General features: G+C 73.1%; 17 protein-coding genes and 1 other RNA gene. 9 read left to right on the forward strand and 9 right to left on the reverse strand.

Annotated features, from left to right (window positions below):
* Positions 1-32: 32 nt before the first annotated feature.
* Positions 33-1,001 (reverse strand): LysR family transcriptional regulator, encoded by a 969-nt coding sequence (locus ACWDYJ_RS18210; RefSeq protein ID WP_451566569.1) that lies wholly within the window; start codon positions 999-1,001, stop codon positions 33-35.
* An 84-nt stretch (positions 1,002-1,085) separates the two neighbouring features.
* Here ACWDYJ_RS18210 and ACWDYJ_RS18215 point away from each other — a divergent pair, with 84 nt between their 5' ends.
* Positions 1,086-2,381, forward strand: coding sequence for an MFS transporter (locus ACWDYJ_RS18215; protein WP_451566570.1), 1,296 nt, complete (start codon positions 1,086-1,088; stop codon positions 2,379-2,381).
* Between the two features lie 47 nt (positions 2,382-2,428).
* Positions 2,429-3,892, forward strand: coding sequence for an SH3 domain-containing protein (locus ACWDYJ_RS18220; RefSeq protein WP_451566571.1), 1,464 nt, complete (start codon positions 2,429-2,431; stop codon positions 3,890-3,892).
* Positions 3,893-3,960: 68 nt separating this feature from the next.
* Here the strand turns inward: ACWDYJ_RS18220 and ssrA are convergent.
* The 5 genes from ssrA to ftsE all read right to left on the reverse strand — a co-directional run bounded on the left by ssrA (position 3,961) and on the right by ftsE (position 7,895).
* Positions 3,961-4,349, reverse strand: a transfer-messenger RNA (tmRNA) gene (ssrA, locus tag ACWDYJ_RS18225).
* Positions 4,350-4,450: 101 nt separating this feature from the next.
* The gene (gene smpB, locus ACWDYJ_RS18230; RefSeq protein WP_451566572.1) at positions 4,451-4,936 is read right to left on the reverse strand and encodes an SsrA-binding protein SmpB; all 486 of its coding nucleotides are present in this window, start codon (positions 4,934-4,936) and stop codon (positions 4,451-4,453) included.
* Between the two features lie 18 nt (positions 4,937-4,954).
* A complete protein-coding gene (locus tag ACWDYJ_RS18235) occupies positions 4,955-6,145 on the reverse strand; it encodes a S41 family peptidase (protein WP_451566573.1) in 1,191 nt (396 codons plus the stop codon).
* A 67-nt stretch (positions 6,146-6,212) separates the two neighbouring features.
* The gene (ftsX, locus tag ACWDYJ_RS18240; RefSeq protein WP_451566574.1) at positions 6,213-7,190 is read right to left on the reverse strand and encodes a permease-like cell division protein FtsX; all 978 of its coding nucleotides are present in this window, start codon (positions 7,188-7,190) and stop codon (positions 6,213-6,215) included.
* A 15-nt stretch (positions 7,191-7,205) separates the two neighbouring features.
* Positions 7,206-7,895: a cell division ATP-binding protein FtsE gene (gene ftsE, locus ACWDYJ_RS18245; RefSeq protein WP_030240478.1), complete on the reverse strand. Its 690-nt coding sequence runs from the start codon at positions 7,893-7,895 to the stop codon at positions 7,206-7,208.
* A 236-nt stretch (positions 7,896-8,131) separates the two neighbouring features.
* Here ftsE and ACWDYJ_RS18250 point away from each other — a divergent pair, with 236 nt between their 5' ends.
* Positions 8,132-8,320, forward strand: coding sequence for a hypothetical protein (locus ACWDYJ_RS18250; protein WP_451566575.1), 189 nt, complete (start codon positions 8,132-8,134; stop codon positions 8,318-8,320).
* Between the two features lie 110 nt (positions 8,321-8,430).
* On the opposite strand, the gene prfB is transcribed toward ACWDYJ_RS18250, so the two are convergent.
* Positions 8,431-9,540 carry a peptide chain release factor 2 gene (gene prfB, locus ACWDYJ_RS18255; RefSeq protein ID WP_451566576.1) on the reverse strand — a complete coding sequence of 370 codons (1,110 nt, stop codon included), beginning with the start codon at positions 9,538-9,540 and terminating at the stop codon, positions 8,431-8,433.
* Between the two features lie 315 nt (positions 9,541-9,855).
* Here prfB and ACWDYJ_RS18260 point away from each other — a divergent pair, with 315 nt between their 5' ends.
* Positions 9,856-10,863 (forward strand): isopenicillin N synthase family dioxygenase, encoded by a 1,008-nt coding sequence (locus ACWDYJ_RS18260; protein ID WP_451566577.1) that lies wholly within the window; start codon positions 9,856-9,858, stop codon positions 10,861-10,863.
* A gap of 231 nt (positions 10,864-11,094) precedes the next feature.
* Here ACWDYJ_RS18260 and ACWDYJ_RS18265 read toward each other — a convergent pair whose 3' ends face one another.
* Positions 11,095-12,357, reverse strand: coding sequence for a serine/threonine-protein kinase (locus tag ACWDYJ_RS18265; protein WP_451566578.1), 1,263 nt, complete (start codon positions 12,355-12,357; stop codon positions 11,095-11,097).
* A gap of 170 nt (positions 12,358-12,527) precedes the next feature.
* Positions 12,528-14,249, reverse strand: a complete 1,722-nt coding sequence (locus tag ACWDYJ_RS18270) for a protein kinase domain-containing protein (RefSeq protein ID WP_451566579.1) — start codon at positions 14,247-14,249, stop codon at positions 12,528-12,530.
* A 489-nt stretch (positions 14,250-14,738) separates the two neighbouring features.
* Between ACWDYJ_RS18270 and ACWDYJ_RS18275 the strand changes: the two genes are divergently transcribed.
* From ACWDYJ_RS18275 to ACWDYJ_RS18295, 5 genes are all read left to right on the forward strand, one after another.
* Complete coding sequence (locus tag ACWDYJ_RS18275; RefSeq protein ID WP_451566580.1) at positions 14,739-18,401, forward strand: FHA domain-containing protein; 3,663 nt, start codon at positions 14,739-14,741, stop codon at positions 18,399-18,401.
* Between the two features lie 92 nt (positions 18,402-18,493).
* Entirely contained in the window at positions 18,494-19,891 is a 1,398-nt protein-coding gene (locus ACWDYJ_RS18280) for an ABC transporter substrate-binding protein (protein WP_451566581.1), read from the forward strand.
* 4 nt (positions 19,892-19,895) lie between these two features.
* Positions 19,896-21,257, forward strand: coding sequence for a carbohydrate ABC transporter permease (locus ACWDYJ_RS18285; RefSeq protein ID WP_451566582.1), 1,362 nt, complete (start codon positions 19,896-19,898; stop codon positions 21,255-21,257).
* Positions 21,254-22,114 carry a carbohydrate ABC transporter permease gene (locus ACWDYJ_RS18290; protein ID WP_451566583.1) on the forward strand — a complete coding sequence of 287 codons (861 nt, stop codon included), beginning with the start codon at positions 21,254-21,256 and terminating at the stop codon, positions 22,112-22,114. Before ACWDYJ_RS18285 ends, ACWDYJ_RS18290 begins: the two co-directional genes overlap by 4 nt.
* Before the next feature lie 136 nt (positions 22,115-22,250).
* On the forward strand, positions 22,251-24,404 hold the full coding sequence (locus ACWDYJ_RS18295; RefSeq protein WP_451566584.1) for a bifunctional glycosyltransferase/CDP-glycerol:glycerophosphate glycerophosphotransferase: 2,154 nt from the start codon (positions 22,251-22,253) through the stop codon (positions 24,402-24,404).
* Positions 24,405-24,463: the final 59 nt, after the last annotated feature.

The following is a 24,463-nucleotide window of genomic DNA, read 5'->3' on the forward strand; positions in this document are numbered from 1 at the left end:
CCCCGGCGCGTGACCGGCAAGATACCTTGCACTCACCCGCCGCCCGGCACCGGTGTGAGCGCTGCCGGGAGCCAGCTGCCCGGGGGAACTTCCAGCCATCCGCGGCTGCCCTGGAGCTCGGCGGCCGCCCGGGCGAGGGCGTCCAGGCCGGGGTGGTGGAAGCCCTTGCGCCACACCATGGCGAGCGGTGAGAGCGGTACGGGGGCGACCAGGGGCCGCTTCACGGATCCCGGCATGTCGGCGAAGTCAACGGTCACCAGCACCGGGTTGCGGGTCTTGGCCATCACCCGCCCGAATTCCTCCTTGCCGACCGCCACCGGCGCGGGCGGCGCCAGCGCGATCCCCCGCCCGCGGAACAGTTCGCGGGCCAGCCCGGTCCACTCCGCGGTCCGCGGGTTCCCGGCCCCGGCGTACACCCTCTCCCCGGCCAGCTCGGCCAGCTCCACGTGGTCCCGCGCGGCCAGCCGATGCCCCTCGGGCAGCAGCACGGCGAGCGGCTCGTACCGTACGGGCCGCTGCTCCAGGCGCGCCCGCAGCGCGGGGTCCAGCCCGGCCGCGTAGCCGAAGGAGACGTCGAGCCTCCCGGCGGCGATCTCGGCGGCGGCGTGGGTCAGTCCGCTCTCGAAGCGGGCCATCAGTTCGAGGCGGGGGGCGAGTTCACGGGCCCGCTCCAGTACGCGCCGCCCGGTTCCGGGTCCGTCGGTGTTGACGTCGACGAGCAGCGCCCGGGGCGGCCCGGCGAAGGCGGCTGCCAGTTCCTCGTGCGCGCGCAGCACCTCGCGGGCGTAGGGCAGCAGCCGCTCCCCTTCGGCGGTCAGCTCGACCGCGCGGGTGGTCCGTACGAACAGCCCGGTGCCCAGGGTCTGTTCGAGGCGCCGCACGTCCCTGCTGAGGGCCTGCTGGGCGACGTAGAGCCGGGCGGCGGCGCGGGAGAAGTGCAGTTCCTCGGCCACGGCGAGGAAGCCGCGCAGCAGCCGGGGATCCACATCGGGGGAGGTCATCCCCGGAGATTAACAACCGAATGGCGTGAATGGCCCCGGAACAGGTGTTGGACCGTCGCACGGTCCTGGCCGCAGGCTCGTGTCATGCCGCAGACAACCCCGCTCATGGCCGTGACCGGCAACACCCTGGTCCTGGCCACCCCCTCCCCCGCCCGCGCGCGGACCCGCCCGCCGGGCCCGTACCGGAGCCTGTTCGCCGTCCCCGGCGCCCGCGGCTTCACCGCCGGGAACCTCATCGCCCGCCTCCCCATGGGCATGTTCGGCGTCAGCGCGGTCCTGATGATCGCGGGGCAGCGCGGCTCGTACGCCCTCGCCGGCGCCGTCACCGCGACCGGCCTGGCCGCCACCGCCCTCGTCGCGCCGTGGACGGCCCGGCTGGTCGACCGCCACGGCCAGGCCCGGATCGCCGTACCGGCCACCGTGATCGCCGTCCTCGGATCGCTCTGCCTGATCGTGTGCGTCCGCACCGAGGCCCCCGCCTGGACCCTCTTCGCCTCCTACGCCGCGACCGCCACCACCCCCAACATCGGCGGCATGTCCCGCGCCCGCTGGACCCACCTCCTGCCTCCCGCCCGGCACCACACGGCGATGTCCTTCGAACAGGCCGCCGACGAACTGTGCTTCATGCTCGGCCCCGTGGCCGCGGCCTTCCTCTGCACCGCGCTGTTCCCGGAGGCGGGCACCCTCACCGGCGCCGCCCTGCTCCTCACCGGCATGCTGGTCTTCACCGCGCACCGGTCCACGCAGCCCCCCGCTGCCGGAGCACCGACCGTCCGCGGGCCCTCGCCGGCGCGCGGACTGCTCCCGCTGCTCGCCCTGTTCCTCGCCACCGGCATGGTCTTCGGCTCCATGGAAGTCACCTCGATCGCGCACCTCGGCGCCCAGGGCCTCGGCGCCGCCGTCGGACCGGTCCTCGCCCTCCAGGCGGCGGGCTCCTGCGCCGCCGGCCTGTTCTACGGAACCCGCCGCCCCCGCGGCCTGCCGGCCTGCCTGCTCGCCCTGTCCGCCGCGATGCTGCTGCCCTGGGCCGCCGCGACCACCGGCTCCCTGGCCCTGCTGGCCGGTGCGCTGCTGCTGGCGGGCATAGCCACGGCCCCGGTGATGGTCACCGCGATGGCCCTCGTCCATCGCGCCACCCCGCAGAGCCGGATCAACGAGGGCATGACCGTCGCCGTCACCGCCATCCTGGCGGGCATCGCGGCCGGCTCGGCGACCGCGGGCCTCACCGTCGACCACCTCGGCACCACGACGGCGTACGCCGTGCCCGCCGCGGCCGCGCTCCTCGCACTGCTCCTGACCCCCGCGACGAGCCGATTCATGCGGCGGGCGGGTGATGACACCCGCGTGGTAACCACCGCTGCGGCTGATGATCCGCAATAACTATGGGTGTCTTCCCCAGCGCCCTTCCCTTTGCGGAGGAACACCCCTTGCCTGCTTCACGCTTCGCGCCCTCGGCCCTGATCGTCGCCGCCGTCACCGCGAGTTGTCTGGTACCGGCCGTACCGGCTCTCGCCGACTCGTCGACGATCCGGTTCTCCCAGCCGTACGTTCCCTCGATCGCCCCCGGCAATTCGGGCCGCATCATCATCGCGGCGTCCAACGGAGCCGCTCCGGCCGTCAGCAGCACGTTCCGGATCACCGCTCCGGAGCGGACGACCTTCCCGGAGGCCCGCTTCTACTGGGACGGCAAGCGGGCCGCCACCCCGTGCACCCGCTCGGCGAACGCCCGCCTGCTGACCTGCAACGCCGGGACCCGAGCCGGCTTCACCTTCCCGGCGAACACCCGGACGCGGCTGGCAGTCGCCGTACGGGTGGACCCCAAGGCCCCCGAAGGCACCACGCTGGACGGCGGCGAGTGGGCGACGGGCACCGACGAACCCGTCCTGTTCGCGGTCGCCACCACGGTGACCGGCCCGAAGGGCGCCAAGGGCGACCCGGGCGACGACGGCCACCACGGTCACGACGGCCAGCCCGGCAGGCCCGGCCACCACGGCAAGCCGGGACGCCCCGGCCCCAAGGGTGACAAGGGCGACCGCGGGGAGAAGGGCGAGCGCGGCGACCAGGGCGACCGCGGGGAGAAGGGCGACCGCGGCGACACCGGACCCCAGGGACCTCAGGGGCCCCAGGGACCGCAAGGCCCCGCCGGACCTCAGGGCCCCTCCGGAGCTTCCGGACCGGCCGGACCGGCCGGACCCCAGGGCCCCACCGGCCCCTCGGGCGGACCCGCCGGACCGCAGGGACCCCAGGGCCCCCAGGGGCCCGCCGGACCTCAGGGCCCCTCCGGAGCTTCCGGCCCCGCCGGACCCTCGGGACCGGCCGGACCCCAGGGCCCCACCGGCCCCTCGGGCGGACCTGCCGGACCCCAGGGTCCCCAGGGCCCCACCGGCCCGCAGGGAGCCACGGGAGCTTCCGGTCCCGCCGGACCCTCGGGACCGGCCGGACCGCAGGGACCCACCGGACCTTCCGGCGGCCCCGCCGGACCCCAGGGCCCCACCGGCCCGCAGGGACCGACCGGACCCTCGGGCGGTCCTCCCGGACCGCAGGGACCCCAGGGCCCCACCGGCCCGCAGGGCCCCGCCGGACCGCAGGGACCGAAGGGCGACAAGGGCAAGCCCGGCGTCTGCAAGAAGTGCGGCGCCCACCACAACGACAAGCACGCCCCGAAGGCGCGCATCGTCAAGTCCGGCAGCAAGGCTCTCGGCATCCGCTCCGGCCCCGGCACGCAGTACGCCGTGACGGGCAAGGCCAAGAGCAACTCGGTGGTCGCCCTCCAGTGCAAGGTGAACGGCCAGAACGTCCAAGGCAATTCGATTTGGTACAAGCTGGCCGACGGCCGCGGCTGGATCTCCGCCCGCTACGCCCTGAACCTCAACAAGGTGCCGTTCTGCTGACAGCGGCAGGCAGCGCATGACAAAGGCCCCGCAGCCGACAGGCTGCGGGGCCTTTGCCTCACATGGGGTGGTGGAGATGGCGGGAATCGAACCCGCGTCCAACGGTGCAGAAGCAGGGCTTCTCCGAGCGCATTCCGCTGCGCTTTTCTCGGCCCCGGAGATCACACGGACAAGTCTCCGACGGGCTCAGTCACTGTTTGATTTCCCTCAAACCCCCGTGACCGGGGCTAGAGGTTTAGATCCCTAATTGACGCCAGGATCCGGACCGGGACCACTTCCGGGCTGACGCTCCTCACAGAGGCTTCAGCTCACTGTTATTAGGCAGCGAGGGTGAAGCGGGAGTTATCGCTCTTGGAGTTGGCGATTATTGTTTGCGACATATGGTTAACGAGATCATTGCCGCTTCCTCGGCTCGCTTCCCCTGCATCGACATCCGCTGTCGAAACCGATCATCCCCATGTTTCACGCTATTGAATTAAGTCCTGCACAAGCCGCTCCCCCCACGAGGGGGGGTGCTCGCACCATGGTACGCGAAGTAGGCCTCCACGTGCCAGGAGGTTAAACCGTACCCCGCTGCTTGCGGCGTACGGCCGCGATCGCCCGGTTCGTCTCGCGGGTGTCCTGCTTCTCGCGCAGCGTCTGCCGCTTGTCGTACTCCTTCTTGCCCTTCGCCAGCGCGATCTCGACCTTGCACCGGCCGTCCTTGAAGTACAGCGACAGGGGCACGATCGTGTGACCCGACTCCTGCGCCTTCGAGTCCAGCTTGTCGATCTCCTCCCGGTGCATGAGGAGCTTGCGCTTGCGCCGGGCGCTGTGGTTGGTCCAGGTGCCCTGGCTGTACTCCGGCACGTGGACGTTGTAGAGCCAGGCCTCGTTGCCCTCCATGGTCACGAAGCCGTCCACCAGGGAGGCCCGGCCCTGGCGCAGGGACTTGACCTCGGTACCGGTGAGCACGAGACCGCACTCGTAGGTGTCGATGATCGTGTAGTCGTGCCGCGCCTTCTTGTTCTGGGCGATCAGCTTGCGCCCTGTTTCCTTAGCCATAGTGCTGTCATTTTCGCACTACGGACCCACCCCGCGGCCACCCAATACCGCGCGGGCCCTTTCCTCGGCGCCCTCGCCCGCCGCCAGGTCGGGGGTGATGCCCCCGCCGTCGAGGCTGCGGCCCGCCGGTGTGCGGTACGTGCCCACCGTCAGCTCGGCCACCGAGCCGTCCGGCAGCTCCGTGGGCATCTGCACCGAGCCCTTGCCGAAGGTGCGGCTGCCCACCGTCACCGCGCGGCCGCGGTCCTGGAGGGCGCCCGTGACCAGCTCGGCCGCGCTCATCGTGCCGCCGTCGACCAGGGCGACCAGCGGGCGGTGAGTGTCCCCGCCCGGGGCGGCGTACAGGGCGCGCTCGGAGCCCCGTACGTCGTACGTCGCCACGAGACCGCCGTCCAGGAACGCGGAGGCCGCCGTCACCGCCTCGGTGACCAGCCCGCCCGGGTTGCCGCGCAGGTCCAGCATGACCCCGGCGCCGGGCGGCGCGGCGCGGACGGCCGCCCGTACCCGCTCCCCCGAGCCCCGGGTGAAGGAGGCGACCTTGATGACGGTGATCCCGTCCGGGAGCCTGCGTACGGTCACCGGCTCGGCGCGCAGGCGCTCGCGGCGGAGGGTCTCGGTGAGGTCGGCGCCGCCGCGGCTGAGGCCCAGCACGACGGGGGTGCCGGCGTCGCCGCGCAGCAGCGCCACGACATCGGTCACCGCGAGGCCCGTGACGGTGTGCCCGTTGACGCTCAGCAGCCGGTCCCCGGCGCGTAAGCCGGCCCGGGCGGCGGGGCTGTCCGGCTGGACCCTGTCGACCTGGATCCGGCCGTCGCGGTCCCGCCCGGCCCAGAGCCCGACCCCGGTCCAGCGGCCGTCGAGGTCCTCGGCGAAGGCGGCGTACTCGCCCCGGTCGTAGACCGTGCCCCAGCGGTCGCCGCTGCGGCTGACCACGTCCTGGGCGGCCTTCTTGCCCGACTTCCCGTCGGCGACGGCCTCGGCGACGGCGCGGGCGACGGCCTCCCGGTCCGCGGTGCCGCTCGCGCGGGGGGCCTCCGGGGCCGCGGCGGGCGCGGAGCCGGCCGCCGCGGTGCCGGTCGCGCGGGGGGCCTCGACGTCCCAGCAGCCGGTGCCCGCGGCGGCGGCGACGGAGGCGAGGAAGAGCAACGTCAAAACGGCCCCGCGACGCAGGTCGCGGGGCCGGAGACGGAGGGCGGGCATACCCGGCATGGCGCCGAGTCTAGGACAAGCCCCACTGCGGTACGGGAGGTTGACCGGACCGCACGCGGGGCGCTCGTCACACCTTCAGGTACTTGCGCAACGCGACGAAGGCGGCCAGGGAGGGCATCAGCAGGCCGATGACCAACACCAGCGGCAGCTTGGTGAGGACGGCGTCCCAGCCGATGAAGTTGATCAGCTCCAGCTTGTCGCGGAGCGCGACACCGTGGTCGATCACGAAGTACTGGCCGGCGCCCAGCATGCCGCAGGCGAAGACGGCGCCGATGAGGCCCGCGACGGCGGCCTCCATGATGAACGGCACCTGGATGTAGAAGCTGGAGGCGCCCACCAGCCGCATGATGCCGGTCTCGCGCCGACGGCTGAACGCCGAGACGCGCACGGTGTTGACGATCAGCAGCAGCGCCACGATCAGCATGATCAGCATGATGCCGAGCGCCGCCCAGTTGAGCGTGCCGAGCAGCTGGAAGAGGTTGTCCAGCTCGCTGCTCTGGTCGGCCACCGACTGGACCCCGTCCCGGCCGGTGAAGGCGGAGGTGATGACCTCGTACTTCTCCGGGTTCTTCAGCTTGACCCGGAAGGAGTCGGGCATCTGGTCCGGGGTGACGACCGAGGCCAGCGCCGTGTGGCCGAAGCGCTCCTTGTAGTGCTTGTAGGCCTCGTCCGAGGACTCGTACATGACGGTCTGGACGAGGTCCATCTTCTTGAGCTCGGTCTCGATCCCCTGCTTCTGCTCGGGGGTCACCGCCCCCTTGGCGCAGGGTTTGGCGTCACCGACCGTTTCGGCCGCTCCGGACGCCGCCGCACCCGCGGCGGGACTCCCGGCGGCTTCCAGGGCGTCGTTCTTGGTGCAGAGGTAGACCGTGACGTTGACCTTGTCGTACCAGTACCCCTTCATCGCGCTCACCTGGTCGCGCATGAGCAGGGAGCCGCCGAACAGGGCCAGCGACAGAGCCACCGAGATGATGACCGCGAAGGTCATGGTGAGATTGCGGCGGAGGCCGACGCCGATCTCCGACATGACGAACTGGGCGCGCATGCGTCTGGGGACCTTTCAGTGCTGGTAGCCGTAGACGCCGCGCGACTGGTCGCGTACGAGTCGGCCCTGTTCGAGTTCGATGACGCGCTTGCGCATCTGGTCCACGATCTGCTGGTCGTGCGTCGCCATGATGACCGTGGTGCCGGTCCGGTTGATCCGGTCCAGCAGCTTCATGATCCCCACGGAGGTCTGCGGGTCGAGGTTTCCCGTCGGCTCGTCCGCGATCAGCAGGGCGGGGCGGTTGACGAAGGCGCGGGCGATGGCCACGCGCTGCTGCTCGCCGCCGGACAGCTCGCCCGGCATCCGCCCCTCCTTGCCGCCGAGTCCCACCAGCTCCAGCACCTGGGGGACGGCCTTGCGGATCTCGCCGCGCGGCTTGCCGATGACCTCCTGCGCGAAGGCGACGTTCTCGGCGACCGTCTTGTTGGGGAGGAGGCGGAAGTCCTGGAAGACGGTCCCCAGCTGGCGCCGCATGTGCGGGACCTTCCAGTTGGAGAGCTTGGCGAGATCCTTGCCCAGGACGTGCACCTGGCCGTGGCTCGCCCGTTCCTCGCGCAGCACCAGCCGCAGGAAGGTGGACTTGCCGGAGCCGGAGGAGCCGACCAGGAAGACGAACTCGCCCTTCGCGATGTCCAGGGAGACATCTCTGAGTGCGGGGCGGTTCTGCTTCGGGTAGGACTTGGACACGTTGTCGAATCGGATCACGGGTGCACCACGGTCGCCGGGAGTAGGTGTGCGTGACCATACGCGAACGGGCGCGAGGTGTGGACCCGGCATCACGAGTTGCCCGTTTTATCCACGGGTGCCGTCGGAGCCCGATCGTGATGGTCCGGACGGGGCGCGCCGAATGTCGGCGGAGCTGGCACAGTGGTAGGGGAACGGACTCGGTCCCCCTGCCGTTGTATCCGACGAGCGGATCGAGGGGACGAGAGGAGTAGCGCATGACATATGACCGGCTCGTGTGCGCGAACTGCGCCGCGCCCGTCAGCCAGGGCCGCTGCCCGGTGTGCCGGGTGAGCAGACAGCGCCTCCAGCAGGAGGGCCCCTTCTCCGGCCTGAATCCGGTGACACTCATCGCGCTTCTGGTGGTGCTGGTGGCAGCGCTGGCGCTGGTGGCTCAGACCGCGTAGCCGCCCGCCACGTCCCGATCACACGTAGATCACACGAAATGGGGAAGGGCCCGGACACCTGCAGGTGTCCGGGCCCTTCCTCGAATCCTCGAAAAGCGCTGAACGCGCCGTTACGCGGTCTGCTCCTGCTGCTTGCGCCAGCGGATGCCGGCCTCCAGGAAGCCGTCGATCTCGCCGTCGAGCACCGCCTGCGGGTTGCCGACCTCGAACTCCGTCCGCAGGTCCTTGACCATCTGGTACGGGTGCAGGACGTAGGACCGCATCTGGTTGCCCCAGGAGCTGCCGCCGTCCTTGAGGGCGTCCATCTTGTCCTTCTCCTCCTGGCGGCGCCGCTCCAGCAGCTTGGCCTGGAGCACGTTCATCGCGCTGGCCTTGTTCTGGATCTGCGAGCGCTCGTTCTGGCAGGAGACCACGATGCCGGTCGGCAGGTGCGTGATGCGCACGGCCGAGTCGGTCGTGTTGACGCCCTGGCCGCCGGGGCCCGAGGCGCGGTACACGTCGACGCGCAGCTCGCCCTCGTCGATCTCGACGTGGTCGCTGGACTCGACGACCGGCAGCACCTCGACGCCCGCGAAGGACGTCTGGCGGCGGCCCTGGTTGTCGAAGGGCGAGATCCGGACGAGCCGGTGGGTGCCCTGCTCGACGGAAAGGGTGCCGTACGCGTACGGGGCCTTGACGACGAAGGTGGTCGACTTGATGCCGGCCTCTTCCGCGTACGAGGTCTCGTACACCTCGGTCGGGTAGCCGTGGCGCTCCGCCCAGCGCAGGTACATGCGCTGGAGGCGCTCGGCGAAGTCGGAGGCGTCGACGCCGCCGGCCTCGGCCCGGATGTTGACCAGCGCCTCGCGCTCGGCGTACTCGCCGGAGAGCAGGGTGCGGACCTCCATCTCGTCCAGCGCCTTGCGCACGGAGACCAGCTCGATCTCCGCCTCCGCCAGGGTGTCCGCGTCGTCCATTTCCTGGGCGAGCTCGAACAGCACCGCGAGGTCGTCGATGCGCCCACGCAGGTTCTCGGTCTTGCGGACCTCGGCCTGGAGGTGCGAAAGCTTGCTCGTGATCTTCTGGGCGGCTTCCGGGTCGTCCCACAGGGACGGCGCGGCTGCCTGCTCCTCGAGCACGGCGATATCTGCCCTCAGTTTGTCGAGGTCCAGGACGGCCTCGATCGACCCCATGGTCGACGAGAGGGACTTCAGCTCTTCGGATACATCGACAACTGCCACGGGTCCAGCCTAGCCGGTCCGCGGACGGCACTCTCCGGCCAGGCCTGATCGACCCGTACGGACAGGGGTGGGTACGGGCGTACGCTCACCGTATGACCGTTCTCCTCGTGAAGCGCCGCCATGTGGATCACATGCGTGTCACCACGACGAGCTGTCTGCCGCCGGACCTCGCACGAGCCTGATCCACCCCGATCCGACTTCGGTCCTGCGCGCGGCCACGCGGCCCCCGGCGCCATCCCTGCCGGCGGCCCGCTCCACCCGTCGCCCCGCCATCTCTGGGGCACAGGACCCTGTGACATCCGAAACGGAGCTGTCATGCCGTCCGTGCACCCCTCTTTCTCCCTGGCCGTGATCGACCTCTCCCGGGCCGACGACCCGGCCGAGCGGGACGAATTCCGGAAGCAGCTGCACGCCGCCGCCCGGGACACCGGCTTCCTCTACCTGACCGGGCACGGGATCAGCGAGGCGGAAACCGCCCGGATCCTGGAGCTGGCCCGGACCTTCTTCGCCCTCCCGGAAGCCGAACGGCTGGCCGTGAGCAATCTGAACTCCCCCCACTTCCGCGGCTACACCCGGATCGGACACGAGCTGACGGGCGGGGCCTCCGACTGGCGGGACCAGCTGGACATCGGCGCGGAGCGGCCGGCGCCGGTGCTGCGGCCGGGTGACCCCGCGTACCTGTGGCTGGAGGGCCCCAACCAGTGGCCGGCGGCGCTGCCGGAGCTGCGGGACGTCGTACTGGAGTGGCAGTCACGGCTGGCGGCGGTGGCCCACCGGCTGCTCCAGGAGCTGCTGGCCTCGATCGGCGCGCCCCCGCACTTCTTCGACGCGGCCTTCGCGGACCGGCCGCACCTGCACACGAAACTGATCCGCTACCCCGGATCCGCCCCGTCCGGCACGGACCAGGGGGTCGGCGCGCACAAGGACTACGGCTTCCTGACCCTGCTCCTCCAGGACGCGGTCGGCGGGCTCCAGGTCGTCCGGGACGGCGCCTACGTCGACATCCCGCCGATGCCGGGGGCCTTCGTGGTCAACCTGGGGGAACTGCTGGAGATCGCGACGGAGGGCTACCTGCGGGCCACGGACCACCGGGTGGTCAGCCCGCCGGGCGCGGTGGAGCGGTACTCGGTGCCGTTCTTCTACAACCCCCGGCTGGACGCGGTGGTGGACACCGTCCCCGGGGAGTACCTGCGCTCGGCGCCGGGCATAGCCCACGACGCGGCCAACCCGCTGCACGCGGAGTACGGCCGCAACGAACTCAAGGGCTGGATCCGCGCCCACCCCGCGGTAGCCCGCCGCTGGCACCCCAACCTTGTGGCCTGACCCCGGGGGCCGCTGCGCCGATGCGGACCCTGTGGGCCGGTGGCCGGTGCGAGCCCCGTGGGGCAGTGGCCGGTGCGGGCGCCCTGCGGGGCTGTCCCCTACCCGCCCTTCCACCGTTCCCCGGGGCTACGCCCCGGACCCTGGGCCACGTTCCGGGCTCCGCCCTGACCCATCCAGCCCCGCCCGAGTGTGAGGCGCGGGGTCCGGGGCGGAGCCCCAGGAAACCCGGGGCTACGGGTGGGCCGGGGCCGAGCGTTTGCTGTCCTGGGCCGGAGGTCTGGGGGCCGGGTCGTCACCCGAAACGGCGAGCCAGCCGCCGACCCCGACCGCGGCCACCAGCGCCACGGCGGACGCGGACAGCACCAGCCGCCGCTTGCGCGCGACCTCGGCCCGGTGCCGTGCGGACCCCGGCCGGTGCCCGCCGACGGGCCTCGGTACGCGGGCGGTGCCCAGCGCCCCGCCCGCCAGCTCCTCCGGCCCCGGCACCCGCATGGAGGTGTGGGTGTCCCGGTTGGAGTCCGTCGCGGAACCGGGTACCAACGGGACCACGCCCCGCCGCCGCACCGGATCGGCGGCGGGCGCTTCCTCGGCCTCCACCTCGGCGAACGGCTCCGCGTCGTCCGGCTCGTCCACGTCCAGCGGCGGCATGCCGGCCAGCAGGGGCAGCAGGTCCCGCAGCCGGGCCGAGAGCTCGGAGGCCCGCAGCCGGGACGCCGGGGCCTTGGCCAGGCACTGGACCATGAGCTGCCAGAGTTCGTCCGGGATCCCGGGCAGCGGGACCACGGTCTCGGTGACGTGCCGCCGCAGCACCGCGCCCGGGTGCCCCCCACCGAAGGGGGTGAATCCGGCCAGCAGCTCGTACAGGACCGTGGCCAGCGCGTAGATGTCGACGGCCGCACGCGGCGGCAGGCCCTCTACGATCTCCGGCGCCAGGTAGTCGGGCGTGCCGATGATCCGGGTCGTCGGCGCCGTGGCCCGTACCCCGGAGGCCCGCCGCGGGGAGTCGATGAGCTTGGCCACGCCGAAGTCGGTCAGCAGCGCGGGGTGCGCGCCGCCGGGTCCGAGCGGCCCCTGCATGTCCAGCAGGACGTTCTCCGGCTTGACGTCACGGTGCACGACGCCCGCCGCGTGCGCCGCGGCCAGCGCGTCGGCGACGTCCGCGACGATGGCCACGGCCGCCTCGGGGGCCAGCCGCCGCTCCCGGTCGAGGCGCGTACGCAGATCCGTACCGCGTACGAGGTCCATGACGAGGGCCAGGTCGTTGCCGTCCACGACGAGGTCGCGGACGGAGACGACGTGCGGGTGTTCCAGGCCGAGCAGCGCGCTGCGCTCCTGGACGAACCGTCCGACCAGCTCCTGGTCGGACGCGAGGTCCTCGCGCAGCAGTTTGACGGCGACGGGCCCGTCCGGCCCCTCGCCCAGCCACACCGTGCCCGCGCTGCCGCGCCCAAGGATCTGGTGCGCGGTGTACCGGCTGCCGATCTTCCGTGCCACGACTGCTCCCTCAGCGGCTGGCGTACGCACCAAAGCTACGCGGCCGAATGGGGGTTGGGCGCTCCGGATCGCGGCGACCTTCACTTCTGCGGGCGAAATCACGCCCGGGATGTCGACAAATCCACGAAGTCGGCGCTAGGTGGGCCGCGGCGAGGCTCCCTGGCGGTTCGTCAGGGAGTGCCGCCACCTCCGGTTGCCTCCCCGATGGTGCCGATCCAGTCGGCGGCCTCGGAGCCCCAGGTCCAGACCTGGTCCCACCAGCCGCGGCCGGTGCCGACCCACTCCTGGAGCGGGGTGAGCTCCCAGACCAGCCAGCCCGCCACGAAGAACAGCAGGATCATGACCAGGCAGCCCTTGAGGCAGCCGAGACCGGGAATCCGGACCGGGTTGGCGCTGCGGCGGCGGGGCTCGCGCGGGGCCCGCTGCCGCGGCGGAGGGCCCTGCGGCGGCTGCTGCTGGGGCGGCGGCGCCGGCTGCCGGTACTGGGGTTGCTGGTGCTGAGGCGGCTGCGGCTGCTGGTACGGCTGAGGCTGGCGCTGCTGTTGCTGCTGGTAGTGCTGCGGCTGCTGCTGGGGCGGCGGCGCGTACTGCTGCTGTTGAGACTGCTGGTACTGCTGGGATGGCGGAGCCTGGCGGTACTGGGGAGGCTGCTGCGGCTGGTGCTGCGGCGGCGGGGGTGCCTGGCGCTGCGGGCGGCGGCGCAGCGGGTCCTCGCTCGGGTCGAGGTAGTGCATCTGCGTCTGCTCGTTGCGGTCACGCGCGGCCCGCATCTGCGACTGCCACGGGTGCGGCTGGTCGGGCTGCTGCACCGGCGGCATGACCGAGGTCGGGTCGGGGCCGCGGCCGGGGCCCGGGGTGCTCGGCAGCACGGTGGTGGCGTCGGCCCCGCCGACCGGCGGCATCACGCTGGTCATGGCGTTCGGGTCGTACGCGCCCATCGGCGAGCCGGCGCCCGCGGGGGTCGCCGGGACCGGCGCGGGCGAGGGGTCGGGGGCGAGCAGCGCGCCGACGCCGAGCGCGGCCTCCACCTCGGCGGGCGAGGAGTGCACGCCGATGCCGGAGGCGACCACGCGCAGGCCGCGGGCCAGGCTCTCGGCGCTGGGGCGCTCGTCCGGCTCCTTGCGCAGACAGCGCTCGATGACCGTCCACAGCGGCTCGGGCAGGGTCGCGGGCCGCTGCGGGTCCTCGCTCAGGTGGCGGTGGAGCACTTCGAGCGCGGTGCCGCCGGCGAAGGGCGGACGGCCGGTGACCAGCTCGTAGAGCAGGATGCCGGCGCCGTAGATGTCGACGGCGGAGGTCTGCGGGCGGCCCTCGGCGGACTCCGGCGCCACGTAGGCGGGAGTTCCGACGAACTCGTGGGTGCGGGTCAGCCCCGGGGAGTCGGCCAGGCGCGCGATGCCGAAGTCGGTGAGCATCGGCTTCATCTGGCCGTTGCGCTCGTCGAGCAGCACGTTGGCCGGCTTCAGGTCCCGGTGGACCACGCCGTCGGCGTGGCTGGCGGCGAGCGCGTCCGCGATCTGGGCGGTCAGCAGGCTCGCGGCGACGGGGCTGAAGGGGCCGTTCTGGCGGATGTACTTGTGCAGGTCCGGGCCGTCGATCAGGTCCATGACCAGGGCCAGCAGATCGCCCTCGACGACGAGGTCGCGCGTCCGCACGATGTTCGGGTGGGTCAGGCGCAGCAGGACCGAGCGCTCGCGCAGGAAGCGCATCACGATGTCCGCGTCCTGGGCCAGCTCCTCCTTGAGGACCTTGATGGCCACGGTCTCGCCGGGCTGCCCGGCGACGGCTGCCTCCGCGCCGGCGGTCTCCCGCTGGCGGGCACGCCAGACAGTGCCCGTGGCGCCGCGTCCGAGCGGCTCCTCGAGCAGGTACTTGCTGCCGACTGGCCGCACGTCTCGCGCTCCCCTGCTGTCGTCTTCTTCTGCCGGTGCTCTTCATGCCGGTGTTGCGGTTTTCCGCTGTGCGGGTTTCCGCTGTGCGGGTTTCCGCTGTGTGGGTTTCCGGCCCAACTCTAGGGGGTGTCCCCCGGGAGGACGCAGGTCGGCGAAGGTTGGTTGCCGCACATATGTACGGAGGGTGAGGTTTGCGGGGTATGCCGGGGGCGATTTCCCTCAGGTTTCTGTCCGTAAAGGTACGGCGAGCGGACCGTGCGGCGACCGATCAAGATCACTTGTCGGCGGGTGCCGGGCGTGTTGTCCGCGACAGGTGCGAGGATGCATTCGTACGGAACGCGGGGACGGGAGCCCCGCTTTCCGGCATACCTGACCGGACGACGCGTCCGTGCCGGGTGGGGGGCAACAGGGCAGGCACGTCCCGCCGTTCCCCCTGCCGGGCGCACGCACCGTGCACTGCGCTCCGCGCAGAAGGGACCGCTGACGGCGATGCAGATCCGGCTGACCGTCCTCGGGTCGCGCAGCGGCCACCAGGCCGCCACCGCCCCCGCCAGCTGTGACGTGCTCGTCACCGCACCCGTCGGCACCCCGCTCGCCGCGGTGGCCTCCGGACTCGCGGCGACCGTGGGCGGACCCGACACCGGCGGCACGGTGGTGCTGTACGCCGGATCACAGCGGCTCGACCTCCAGCGGGCCTCGCTGGGCGAGCCGCCGCTGGTGGACGGCGCCGTACTGGCCCTCCACACGCCCGTGCCGGACGCCGACCCCCTGCCGGACGACGGCCTCGACGTGCCGCAGCTGCACGTGGTGGCCGGCCCGGACGCGGGCGGGGTGCACCTGCTGCACCCCGGCGCGGTACGGATCGGACGCTCGGCGGACGCGGACGTCCCGCTGGACGACCCCGACGTGTCACGGCTGCACTGCGCGGTGACCGTGATGCCGGACGGCCGCGTGGCGGTGGCCGACCTCGGATCGACGAACGGCACGACGCTGGACGGCGCCGTCGTGGGGCCCCGGCCGATCGCCCTGCCCCCGGGCGCGCTGCTGCGCATCGGCGAATCGACCCTTCGGCTGGCCGCCGGGGGCACGGAGCCGCTGCCGGTGATCCCGGACCTGGAGGGCCACCTCTCGCTCCCGGGGACCCTGCCGCCCGCCTCCGGCGAGAGCACGACCTGGGCCCCGGGCGCCACGGCCGGCTCCGGGACCCCCGGCACGGCCCCGACCCCGGGCGCCGCCGGAGCCTCCGGCGGGAACACGGGCGGCCCGGACGCGCCCTGGGCCCCGGCCCCGGGCGGCGTGGCCGCCTCCGGCGGGAGCACGGCCTGGGCCTCGACCCCGGGCGGCGCGGTCGGCTCCGGCGGGACCTCAGACGCGGGCCCGACCTCGGACGGCACGACGGCCCCTGGCGGGAACACGGGCCCGGACGCGGACGGGGCCCGGGCCGGCTCCGGCACGAGCGGGGACGCGGACGCGAGCTCGGCCTGGCCCCCGGCCCGGGGCGGTACGCCCGTCGGCGCCGACCGGGCCACCGGGCCGGGCTCGGGCCCGCAAGGGCATTTCCCCCACCCCGCCCCTTCCCGAAACGGGGGCTCTGCCCCCGCCCCCGCCCCAGGGCTCCGCCCCGGAAACCCCGCCGACACCCCCGGCGCAGCCGACCCCGGGAACCCCGCCCCCGACCAGTGGCACCCCGGCGCAGCCGGTAACCCGACCCCCGGACACCGCCCCGGAAACCCCGGCACGGGCCACCGCCCCGGAAACCCCGTACCCCACCAGGGGAACCCCGGCGCGACCGACGGTCCCGCCACCGGGCCCCGCCCCGGAAACCCCGTACCCCACGGGGCATGGCCGACCGCACCGACGTCCGGCGCGGAGCACCGCCCCGGAAGCCGGCCCGGCGCAGCCGGTAACCCCAGCCCGGCACACCGCCCCGCCGGCGCAGCCGGTAGCGCGGGTACGGGGTACCGCCCCGGAGGTTCGGTCGGCGGGAGCCCCCTGGCCGGGGCGCAGGGCAACCCCGCACCCAGCGGAGCGAAGCGGCGAGGGGGGATCGGGGCCTGGGCGCGGAAGTGGGTGCGCGGGGAGGAGTTCGCCGAGGCCGTGGCGGTCGGGCCGGAGGCCGTGGTGGCCGCCGTTCCCGACGCCGACGATCCCGCCGCGCTGCTGCTGGCGGCGCTCGGGCCGACCGGGCGGCTGTGGTCGCGCGGGCCCGGACATCCGGCGCTGCTGGACGTCGGTCTCGGCGCGGGCAGCCGCGTAGCGCTGCGCCGGAGCGGTTCGCTGGGGATCGCCGGGCCGCGGGCCCGGCTGACCGGGGTGGCCCGCTCGGTGGTCGCCCAGCTCGCCGGGCTGCACGCCCCGGGGCAGCTGGAGATCGTTCTGATCGCGGCCGACCGGGCCCGTCCGCTCCCGGAACGCCGCCGCGACTGGGGCTGGCTCGGCTGGCTGCCCCACGTACGGCCCGCGCACGGCCAGGACTGCCGGCTGCTGCTCGCCTACGACCGCGATCAGGCCGCCGCCCGGGCCGGTGAACTGACCCGGCGCCTCGACGACAGCCCCCTCGGCACCCACTGGGCCGCCGCCGACCCGGCCGCCCTGCGCCGTGCCGTGGACGCGTACGACGGCACCCGCACCCTCGTCGTCCTGGACGGCGATCCCGGTGCGGGCCCGCTGCGCGAGCTGACCGGCCGGCTCGCCTCGCACGGACCGGCCGCCGGGATCCATGTGCTCGCGCTCGCGGAGGCTCCGGCCGCGACCGCCGCCTCGCCCGTGACCGCGACGTACGAGGACGCCTGCGCCAGCACCCCCGCCTTCCGGGGCTGTGCCACCGTGGCCCTGCTGAGCGGCGATGTCGCCACCGCCGTACGGACCTTCGCGGTCAGCGGCGGAGCCCCGGTCCAGCCGGGCGCGACCGCCGTCGCCGACGCCGTCTCCGGCGCCTGGGCGGAGCGGTTCGCCCGCGCCCTGTCCCCGCTGCGCGCCGACGGGGCGGACGCGGCGGGCGCGGCGGCCGGGTACCGACCGGCCGCGGCCAGCCTGCCGCAGACCTCGCGGCTGCTGGACGAGCTGGGGCTGGCGCGCGCCACCCCGGCGTCGCTGATGGCCCGTTGGGCGGCCGCCACCGATCAGGGCCAGGGCGTCGGCGGCCTCGCCGAGGTCGTCCTCGGCACGGGTCGGCGCGGGGCGGTCGGCGCCGAGCTGGTCCACGACGGTCCGCACCTCCTCGTCGAGGGACCCGCCGGGAGCGGGCGGACCGAGCTGCTGCGTTCCATCGCCGCCTCCCTGTCCGCCGCGGCCCGCCCCGACCGGCTCGGTCTGGTCCTGCTCGACGGGGCCGGCGGCGAGCGCGGGGACGGCCTGCTGCCGTGCACGGAGCTGCCGCACGTCTCGGCGCATCTGGTGGCCTCCGATCCGCTGCGCATGCGGGAGTTCGCACAGGCCCTCGGCGCGGAGCTCAAGCGCCGCCACGAGTTGCTGGACGGCGTGCCCTTCGCCGAGTGGCATGCCCGGCGCGAGCTGTCGGACCGGATGGTCTCGCCCCGCCGGCCCACCCAGGGCGAGCTGCGCGGTGATCTGGACCCCCAGCGCAGCGGCACCCTGCGGCTGCGCGCGTCCGCGACCCGTACGGATCCGGCGGCGGGTCCGAGCCCGCTGCCCCGCCTGGTGGTCCTGGTCGACGATTTCGACGCGCTGGTCGCGCCGGGGCTGGGCAGTACGGGCCGTCCCTCGGCCGGTTCGGTGGTCCGGGCGCTGGAGGCGGTGGCCCGGGAGGGCACCCGGCTCGGCGTGCACCTGATCGCCACCAGCGCCCGTCCGGACCGCACTTGCGAGACCGAGCTGGCACGGCTGGCCACCCTGCGGGTGGAACTCGGCGCTCCGGACCAACCGGGCCCGGGCCGCGGGCTGCTGCGGTACGCCGACGGACGTGCGATCCCCTTCCAAGGCGGCCGCGTCACGGGCCGCATCCCGCGGACGGCGACGCTGAGGCCGACTGTGGTCCCGGTGGAGTGGGAGCGGATGGGCGATCCGCCGGCCCGCCGCCCGGTCCGCGAGCTGGGCAACGGTCCCACCGACCTCGCGCTCCTGGCCAGCGCCCTCGACCGGGCCTCCCATCTGGTCTCGGCCGTCCCGGTGCTCTTCCCGCCGGCGCCCTGACCCCCGCGAGGCGGTATTGCGGGGGTGCGTGGGTCGGCGTAGACCTTGTGGCACGGGACACACCACGGCCACACCGCCATCGGGGGCGAACCATGCACAGACAGCACGGAGCGAACCGCACGAAAGACCGTACGAGGAGCCGTTCCAGGGACCGTAGGACCCGCGCGTGGGCAGCCCTGGTCGCGGCGGGCGCGCTGGCGCTCACCGCGTGCGGGGGTGCCCCGGATCCGAAGGACCCGCCGTCGGACCGGACCGCGACCAGGCCCCCGGTGGCCTTACCGCAGTTGTCCGGCGAGAAGCTGTCGGTCGCCGCCGTCTGGACCGGCCCCGAGCAGGCGAACTTCACCAAGGTCCTCAAGGAGTTCGAGAAGCGGACGGGCGCCACCGTCACCTTCGTCCCGGCCCAGGATCCGATCGTCAACTTCCTCGGCACCAAGATCGCGGGCGGTCAGCCGCCGGACGTGGCGCTGCTCCCGCAGGTGGGGGCGCTGGTGTCGGCGGTGCGCAACAAGTGGGCGCAGCCGGTGGGGCCGGAGGCGAAGGCGCAGCTCGACGCGAACTACTCGGCCGGCTGGAAGGCGCTGGGCGCGGTGGACGGCACTCAGTACGGCGTGTACTACAAGGCGGCCAACAAGTCGCTGATCTGGTACAACGCGAAGGCCTTCGAGGCGGCGGGCGTCAAACCCCCGACGACGTGGAAGGAGTTGCTGACGGCGGCCGACACCCTGTCCGCCTCCGGCACCCCGGCGGTCTCGGTGGCCGGCGCGGACGGCTGGACCCTCACCGACTGGTTCGAGAACGTGTACCTCTCGCAGGCGGGACCGGAGAAGTACGACCAGTTGGCGAAGCACGAGATCAAGTGGACGGACGACAGCGTCAAGCAGGCGCTGACCACGCTGGGCGAGCTGTTCGGGCGCAAGGACTTCCTGGCGGGCGGGCCGAGCGGGGCCCTGTCGACGGAGTTCCCGAAGTCGGTGACGCAGACCTTCACCGGTGGTGACCGGCCTGCCGCCGCGATGGTCTTCGAGGGCGACTTCGTGGCGGTGAACATCGCGCAGACCGAGGCGAAGGTCGGCGAGGACGCGCTCGTCTTCCCCTTCCCGTCGGTGGGCGCGAAGGCACCGGTGGTCTCGGGCGGCGACGTGGCGGTCGCCCTGAAGCCGTCGAAGGGCACGCAGGCGCTGCTGACGTTCCTCGCCTCGCCGGACGCGGCGGAGATCCAGGCCCGGGAGGGCGGTTTCATCTCCCCGAACAAGGCCGTCGACCCGGCCGCGTATCCGAACGCCATCCAGCGGGACATCGCGAAGGCGCTGATCGCGGCGGGCGACGACTTCCGCTTCGACATGTCGGACCAGGCTCCGGCCGCCTTCGGCGGGACTCCGGGCGCGGGCGAATGGAAGGCGCTCCAGGACTTCCTGGCGAACCCGTCCGACGTGGCGGGCGTCCAGGCGAGACTGGAGGCGGACGCGGCCAAGGCCTACGGGAACTGATCCCGTGACGGCCAAGGTCACCGGCACCACGAGCGCATCCGCTGCCGCCGCCGCCCCGGCCGGGAGGACGGCCCGCTCCGCCGAGGCCCGGCGCCGCCGCCTGGTCGCGGCGGCGTTCCTCCTCCCGTGCCTGGTGCTGCTGGGCGCGCTCGTCGTGCATCCCATCGGCTACTCGGTCTACCGCAGCTTCTTCGACCGCTCCGGCGACTCCTTCGTCGGCGCCGGCAACTACCAGGAGATCTTCGGCGACCGCGGCTTCCGCACGGCCCTGAAGAACACGGCCCTGTGGGTGGTGCTGGCGCCCACCGTGGCCACCGCGCTGGGCCTGATCTTCGCCGTGCTCACCGAACGGGTGCGCTGGGGCACGGCGTTCAAGCTGCTCGTCTTCATGCCGATGGCCATCTCGATGCTGGCGTCGGGCATCATCTTCCGGCTCGTCTACGACCACGATCCCGACCGGGGTGTCGCCAACGCGGTCTGGGTCGGGGTGCACGACACCTTCGCGGAGGCCTCCGCCTTCCCCAAGGCCCGCCCGGGCCGGGACTCCCCGCTGGAGCCCGCCGACGCGGGGGCCTTCGTGACGCGTGACCCCGTACGGGCGGGCGCGCCGGTGCTGCTCCCGCTGGTCGGGGTGGCCCCGGAGGCCCTGCCCGAGGGGACCCGTACCGCGCGGGCGGCCGACGCCGAGCCCGGCAAGGTCACCGGCACGGTGTGGCAGGACTTCACCCGGGGCGGGGGCGGCAGCACCAACGCGGTCGACGCCACCGAGCAGGCCTTCGCCGGGATGCGGATCGAGGCGGTCAAGGACGGCAAGGTGGTGGCCTCGGCGACCGCCCGCGCCGACGGCACCTTCACCCTGCCCGCGCGGGCCGACGGGGCACTGCTGCGGCTGCCCGCCGCGAACTTCCGCGAGGCGTACGCGGGGGTGGAGTGGCTCGGCCCGGTCCTGGTCACCCCGGCGGTGATCGGGGCGTACGTATGGATGTGGGCCGGTTTCGCGATGGTGCTGATCGGGGCCGGGCTGGCCGCCCTACCGCGCGAGCTGCTGGAGGCGGCGCGGGTGGACGGGGCCAGCGAGTGGCAGGTGTTCCGGCGGATCACCGTGCCGCTGCTGACGCCGGTCCTCGCGGTCGTCCTCGTCACGCTCGTCATCAACGTCATGAAGATCTTCGACCTGGTCTTCGTGATCGCGCCGGGGGCGGTCCAGGACGACGCGAACGTCCTCGCCCTCCAGCTGTACCGGACCTCCTTCGGCACGGACGCCGATCCGGGGCTGGGCAGCGCCATCGCGGTGGTGCTGTTGGCGCTGGTGGTCCCGGTGATGCTGGTGAACATCCGCCGGCTGCGGAAGGAGGGGGCCCGATGAGCGCCGCGCGGAGTGCGTCCGGACGGCTGGCCGCGCGGGTGGCGGGCGGGGCGCTGCGCGTCTTCCTGCTGCTGGCGGCGCTGTTCTGGCTGGTACCCACCCTCGGGCTGCTGCTCTCCTCCTTCCTGTCCCCCACCGACCTGAACAAGGGCGGCTGGTGGCAGGTGCTGACCGCGCCGTCCCGGCTGACGGCGTCGAACTACTCGCAGCTGCTGGCGAACGACACGATCACCGGCTCCCTGCTGAACACGGTGGCGATCGCCGTCCCGGCGACGCTGCTCGTGCTCGTGCTGGGCGCGTTCGCCGGTTACGCCTTCGCCTGGCTGGAGTTCCCGGGCCGGGACTGGCTGTTCCTGATCGTCGTGGGTCTGCTGGTGGTTCCCGTACAGGTGGCGCTGATCCCGGTGTCCGAACTCTTCGGCACCATCGGCCTGTTCGAGACGACGGCGGGCGTGGTCCTGTTCCATGTCGCCTTCGGACTGCCCTTCGCCGTCTTCCTGCTGCGCAACTTCTTCGCGGAGATCCCGCGCGAGCTGCTGGAGGCGGCCCGGCTCGACGGCGCCGGCGAACTGCGGCTGTTCTGGCGGGTGGTGCTGCCGCTGGGCGGTCCGGCGATCGCCTCTCTCGGCATCTTCCAGTTCTTGTGGGTGTGGAACGACATGCTGGTGGCGCTCGTCTTCGCGGACTCGTCGAATCCGCCCGTGACGGTGGCACTCCAGCAGCAGGTACGGCAGTTCGGGAACAACATCGACGTACTGGCGCCCGGCGCCTTCCTGTCGATGGTGGTGCCGCTCGTCGTCTTCTTCGCGTTCCAGCGGCAGTTCGTGACGGGGGTGATGGCGGGCGCGGTCAAGTAGGCTCAAACGGTCCATCCCATCAAGGGGGTGACGTGGGACGTTGACGCTGCGTAACTCGAATGCCACACGCTGCGTAACCCGATCGCCACGCCCGCGGTTCCTGGGCAATATGCCCGCGCCGACCCCTGGATGTGCCGTGCCCCGGTTCAGCGTCATCGTGCCCGCGTACAAGGTTCAGGCGTACCTCCAGGAGAGTCTGGACTCTGTCCTGTCCCAGTCGCACCCGGATCTGGAACTGATCGCGGTCGACGACGCGTCCCCGGACGCCTGCGGTTCGATCATCGACGACTACGCGGCCCGTGACCCCCGGATCACCGCCGTGCACCTGGCGCACAACCTGGGACTGGGCCCGGCCCGCAACGAGGGCCTGGCCCGGGCCACCGGCGACTACCTGATCTTCCTCGACGGCGACGACACGCTCGCGCCGGGCGCCCTCCAGGCCATCACCGACCGGCTGAAGGCCACCGGCTCCCCCGACGTCCTGATCTACGACTACGCGCGCACCTTCTGGACCGGCGAAATGGTCCGCAACCGCCTCGCGCACCGTCTGTCGGAAGAGGGCCAGGCCAGCTTCCGGCTCGCCGACCGCCCGGCGCTCCTCGGCATGCTGATGGTGGTGTGGAACAAGGCCTACCGCCGCGAGTACGTGGAGCGCGAGGGCCTCACCTTCCCGCCCGGGTTCTACGAGGACACCCCCTGGACCTACCCGGCCCTGCTGGCCGCCGAGTCCGTCGCCGTCCTGGACCGGGTCTGCGTCCACTACCGCCAGCGCCGCACCGGCTCGATCCTGACCACCACCAGCCGCCGCCACCTCGACATCTTCGACCAGTACGACCGGCTCTTCGCCTACCTCGCCGGCCGCCCCGAGCTGGAACGCTGGCGCCCCGCCGTGCACCGGCGGATGGCCGAGCACTTCTGCGCCCTGTACGCCGACCCGCGGCGCCTCCCGCGCGCCAGCCGCCCCGAGTTCTTCTCCCGCGCCTCCGCCCTGCTGCGCCGCTACCGGGCGCCGGGCGGCGGCGGCGCGCTGCCGCTGTCGCTGACCCGCACCGACCAGCTACGGCACACGCTGATGCGGCTCGGTGTCCGGCGTACGTACCGGCTGCTGTCGGCCGTGCGCTCGGCCGCCCTCGCCACGGGCCGCGGCTCCTCCACCCTGCGGCGCGGCCTGCGCGAATCCTCGCTCCGCCTGCACTACCGTCTCCAGCGCCTCCTCCCGCTGCGCCCTGAGCTGGCCGTCTTCTCCGCCTACTGGCACGGCGGTTACGCCTGCAACCCGGCGGCGATCGAGGCGAAGCTGCGCGAGCTGGCCCCCGGGATGCGCACCGCCTGGATCTGCGACCCGCAGCACGCCGCCACCCTCCCGCGGCAGACGGCCCTCCTGCGCCCGGGATCGGCGGCGTACTGGACGGCGCTGGCCCGGGCCACGTATCTCACCACCAACGTCAACTTCGACCGCGCGCTGGTCAAGCGGCCCGGCCAGATCCTCGTCCAGACCCAGCACGGCACCCCGCTCAAGCGCGTCGGCCTCGACCTCCAGGACCGCCCGGCCGCCACCCCGACCGCCGACTTCGCCGGCCTGCTGCGCGGCGCCGACCAGTGGGACTACCTGCTCTCCGCGAACCGCCACTCCACCCTCGTCTGGGAGAAGGCCGTCCCGTCCTCGTACACCACCCTGGAGTACGGCTACCCGCGCAACGACGCCTTCCACCGGGCCACCCCGTCCGACGTCCTGGAACTGCGCCAACGCCTGGGCATCCCGCCCGGTTCCACGGCGATCCTGTACGCCCCGACCCACCGCGACTACCGGCGCAGCCGGCCCGACCCGCTGGACTTCGAGCGCGTCCTGCGCGATCTCGGCCCCCGCTTCACGCTGCTGACCCGCAGCCACCTCACGTACGCGGACACCGGCTGGTCCCCCGACCCGCACCCCCGGCTGATCGACGTCTCGGCGTACCCGTCGGTGGAGGAACTCTGCCTCGCCTCCGACGCGCTCGTCACCGACTACTCGTCCCTGATGTTCGACTACGCGGCACTGGACCGGCCGATCGTCATCCACGCGGACGACTGGGAGGCGTACGAGGCCGCGCGCGGCACGTACTTCGACCTGCGGACGTTCCCGCCGGGCGCGATCGCCCGCACCGAGGACGAGCTGGTCGACATCTTCTCCACGGGCCACTGGCAGGGCTCCCGCTCCACCCAACTCCGCACGGCGTTCCGCTCCCGCTTCTGCCCGTACGACGACGGCAACGCGGCGGAACGCGTAGTCCGCCACATCTTCCTCTCTTGACGCACCCCTCGCACGGCTCGGCCCCAGGGGGCCTCCCCGGCTCGCGCCGCTGCGCCGGA

Source organism: Streptomyces sp. NPDC003042 (assembly GCF_053591315.1).

Excerpts from the sequence above, each read along its gene's own strand:
- ACWDYJ_RS18210 (WP_451566569.1), bottom strand. The coding sequence starts at position 1,001 with ATGACCTCCCCCGATGTGGATCCCCGGCTGCTGCGCGGCTTCCTCGCC.
- ACWDYJ_RS18215 (WP_451566570.1), top strand. The coding sequence starts at position 1,086 with ATGCCGCAGACAACCCCGCTCATGGCCGTGACCGGCAACACCCTGGTC.
- smpB (WP_451566572.1), bottom strand. The coding sequence starts at position 4,936 with ATGGCTAAGGAAACAGGGCGCAAGCTGATCGCCCAGAACAAGAAGGCG.
- ACWDYJ_RS18235 (WP_451566573.1), bottom strand. The coding sequence starts at position 6,145 with ATGCCGGGTATGCCCGCCCTCCGTCTCCGGCCCCGCGACCTGCGTCGC.
- ftsX (WP_451566574.1), bottom strand. The coding sequence starts at position 7,190 with ATGCGCGCCCAGTTCGTCATGTCGGAGATCGGCGTCGGCCTCCGCCGC.
- ACWDYJ_RS18250 (WP_451566575.1), top strand. The coding sequence starts at position 8,132 with ATGACATATGACCGGCTCGTGTGCGCGAACTGCGCCGCGCCCGTCAGC.
- ACWDYJ_RS18260 (WP_451566577.1), top strand. The coding sequence starts at position 9,856 with ATGCCGTCCGTGCACCCCTCTTTCTCCCTGGCCGTGATCGACCTCTCC.
- ACWDYJ_RS18275 (WP_451566580.1), top strand. The coding sequence starts at position 14,739 with ATGCAGATCCGGCTGACCGTCCTCGGGTCGCGCAGCGGCCACCAGGCC.
- ACWDYJ_RS18280 (WP_451566581.1), top strand. The coding sequence starts at position 18,494 with ATGCACAGACAGCACGGAGCGAACCGCACGAAAGACCGTACGAGGAGC.
- ACWDYJ_RS18290 (WP_451566583.1), top strand. The coding sequence starts at position 21,254 with ATGAGCGCCGCGCGGAGTGCGTCCGGACGGCTGGCCGCGCGGGTGGCG.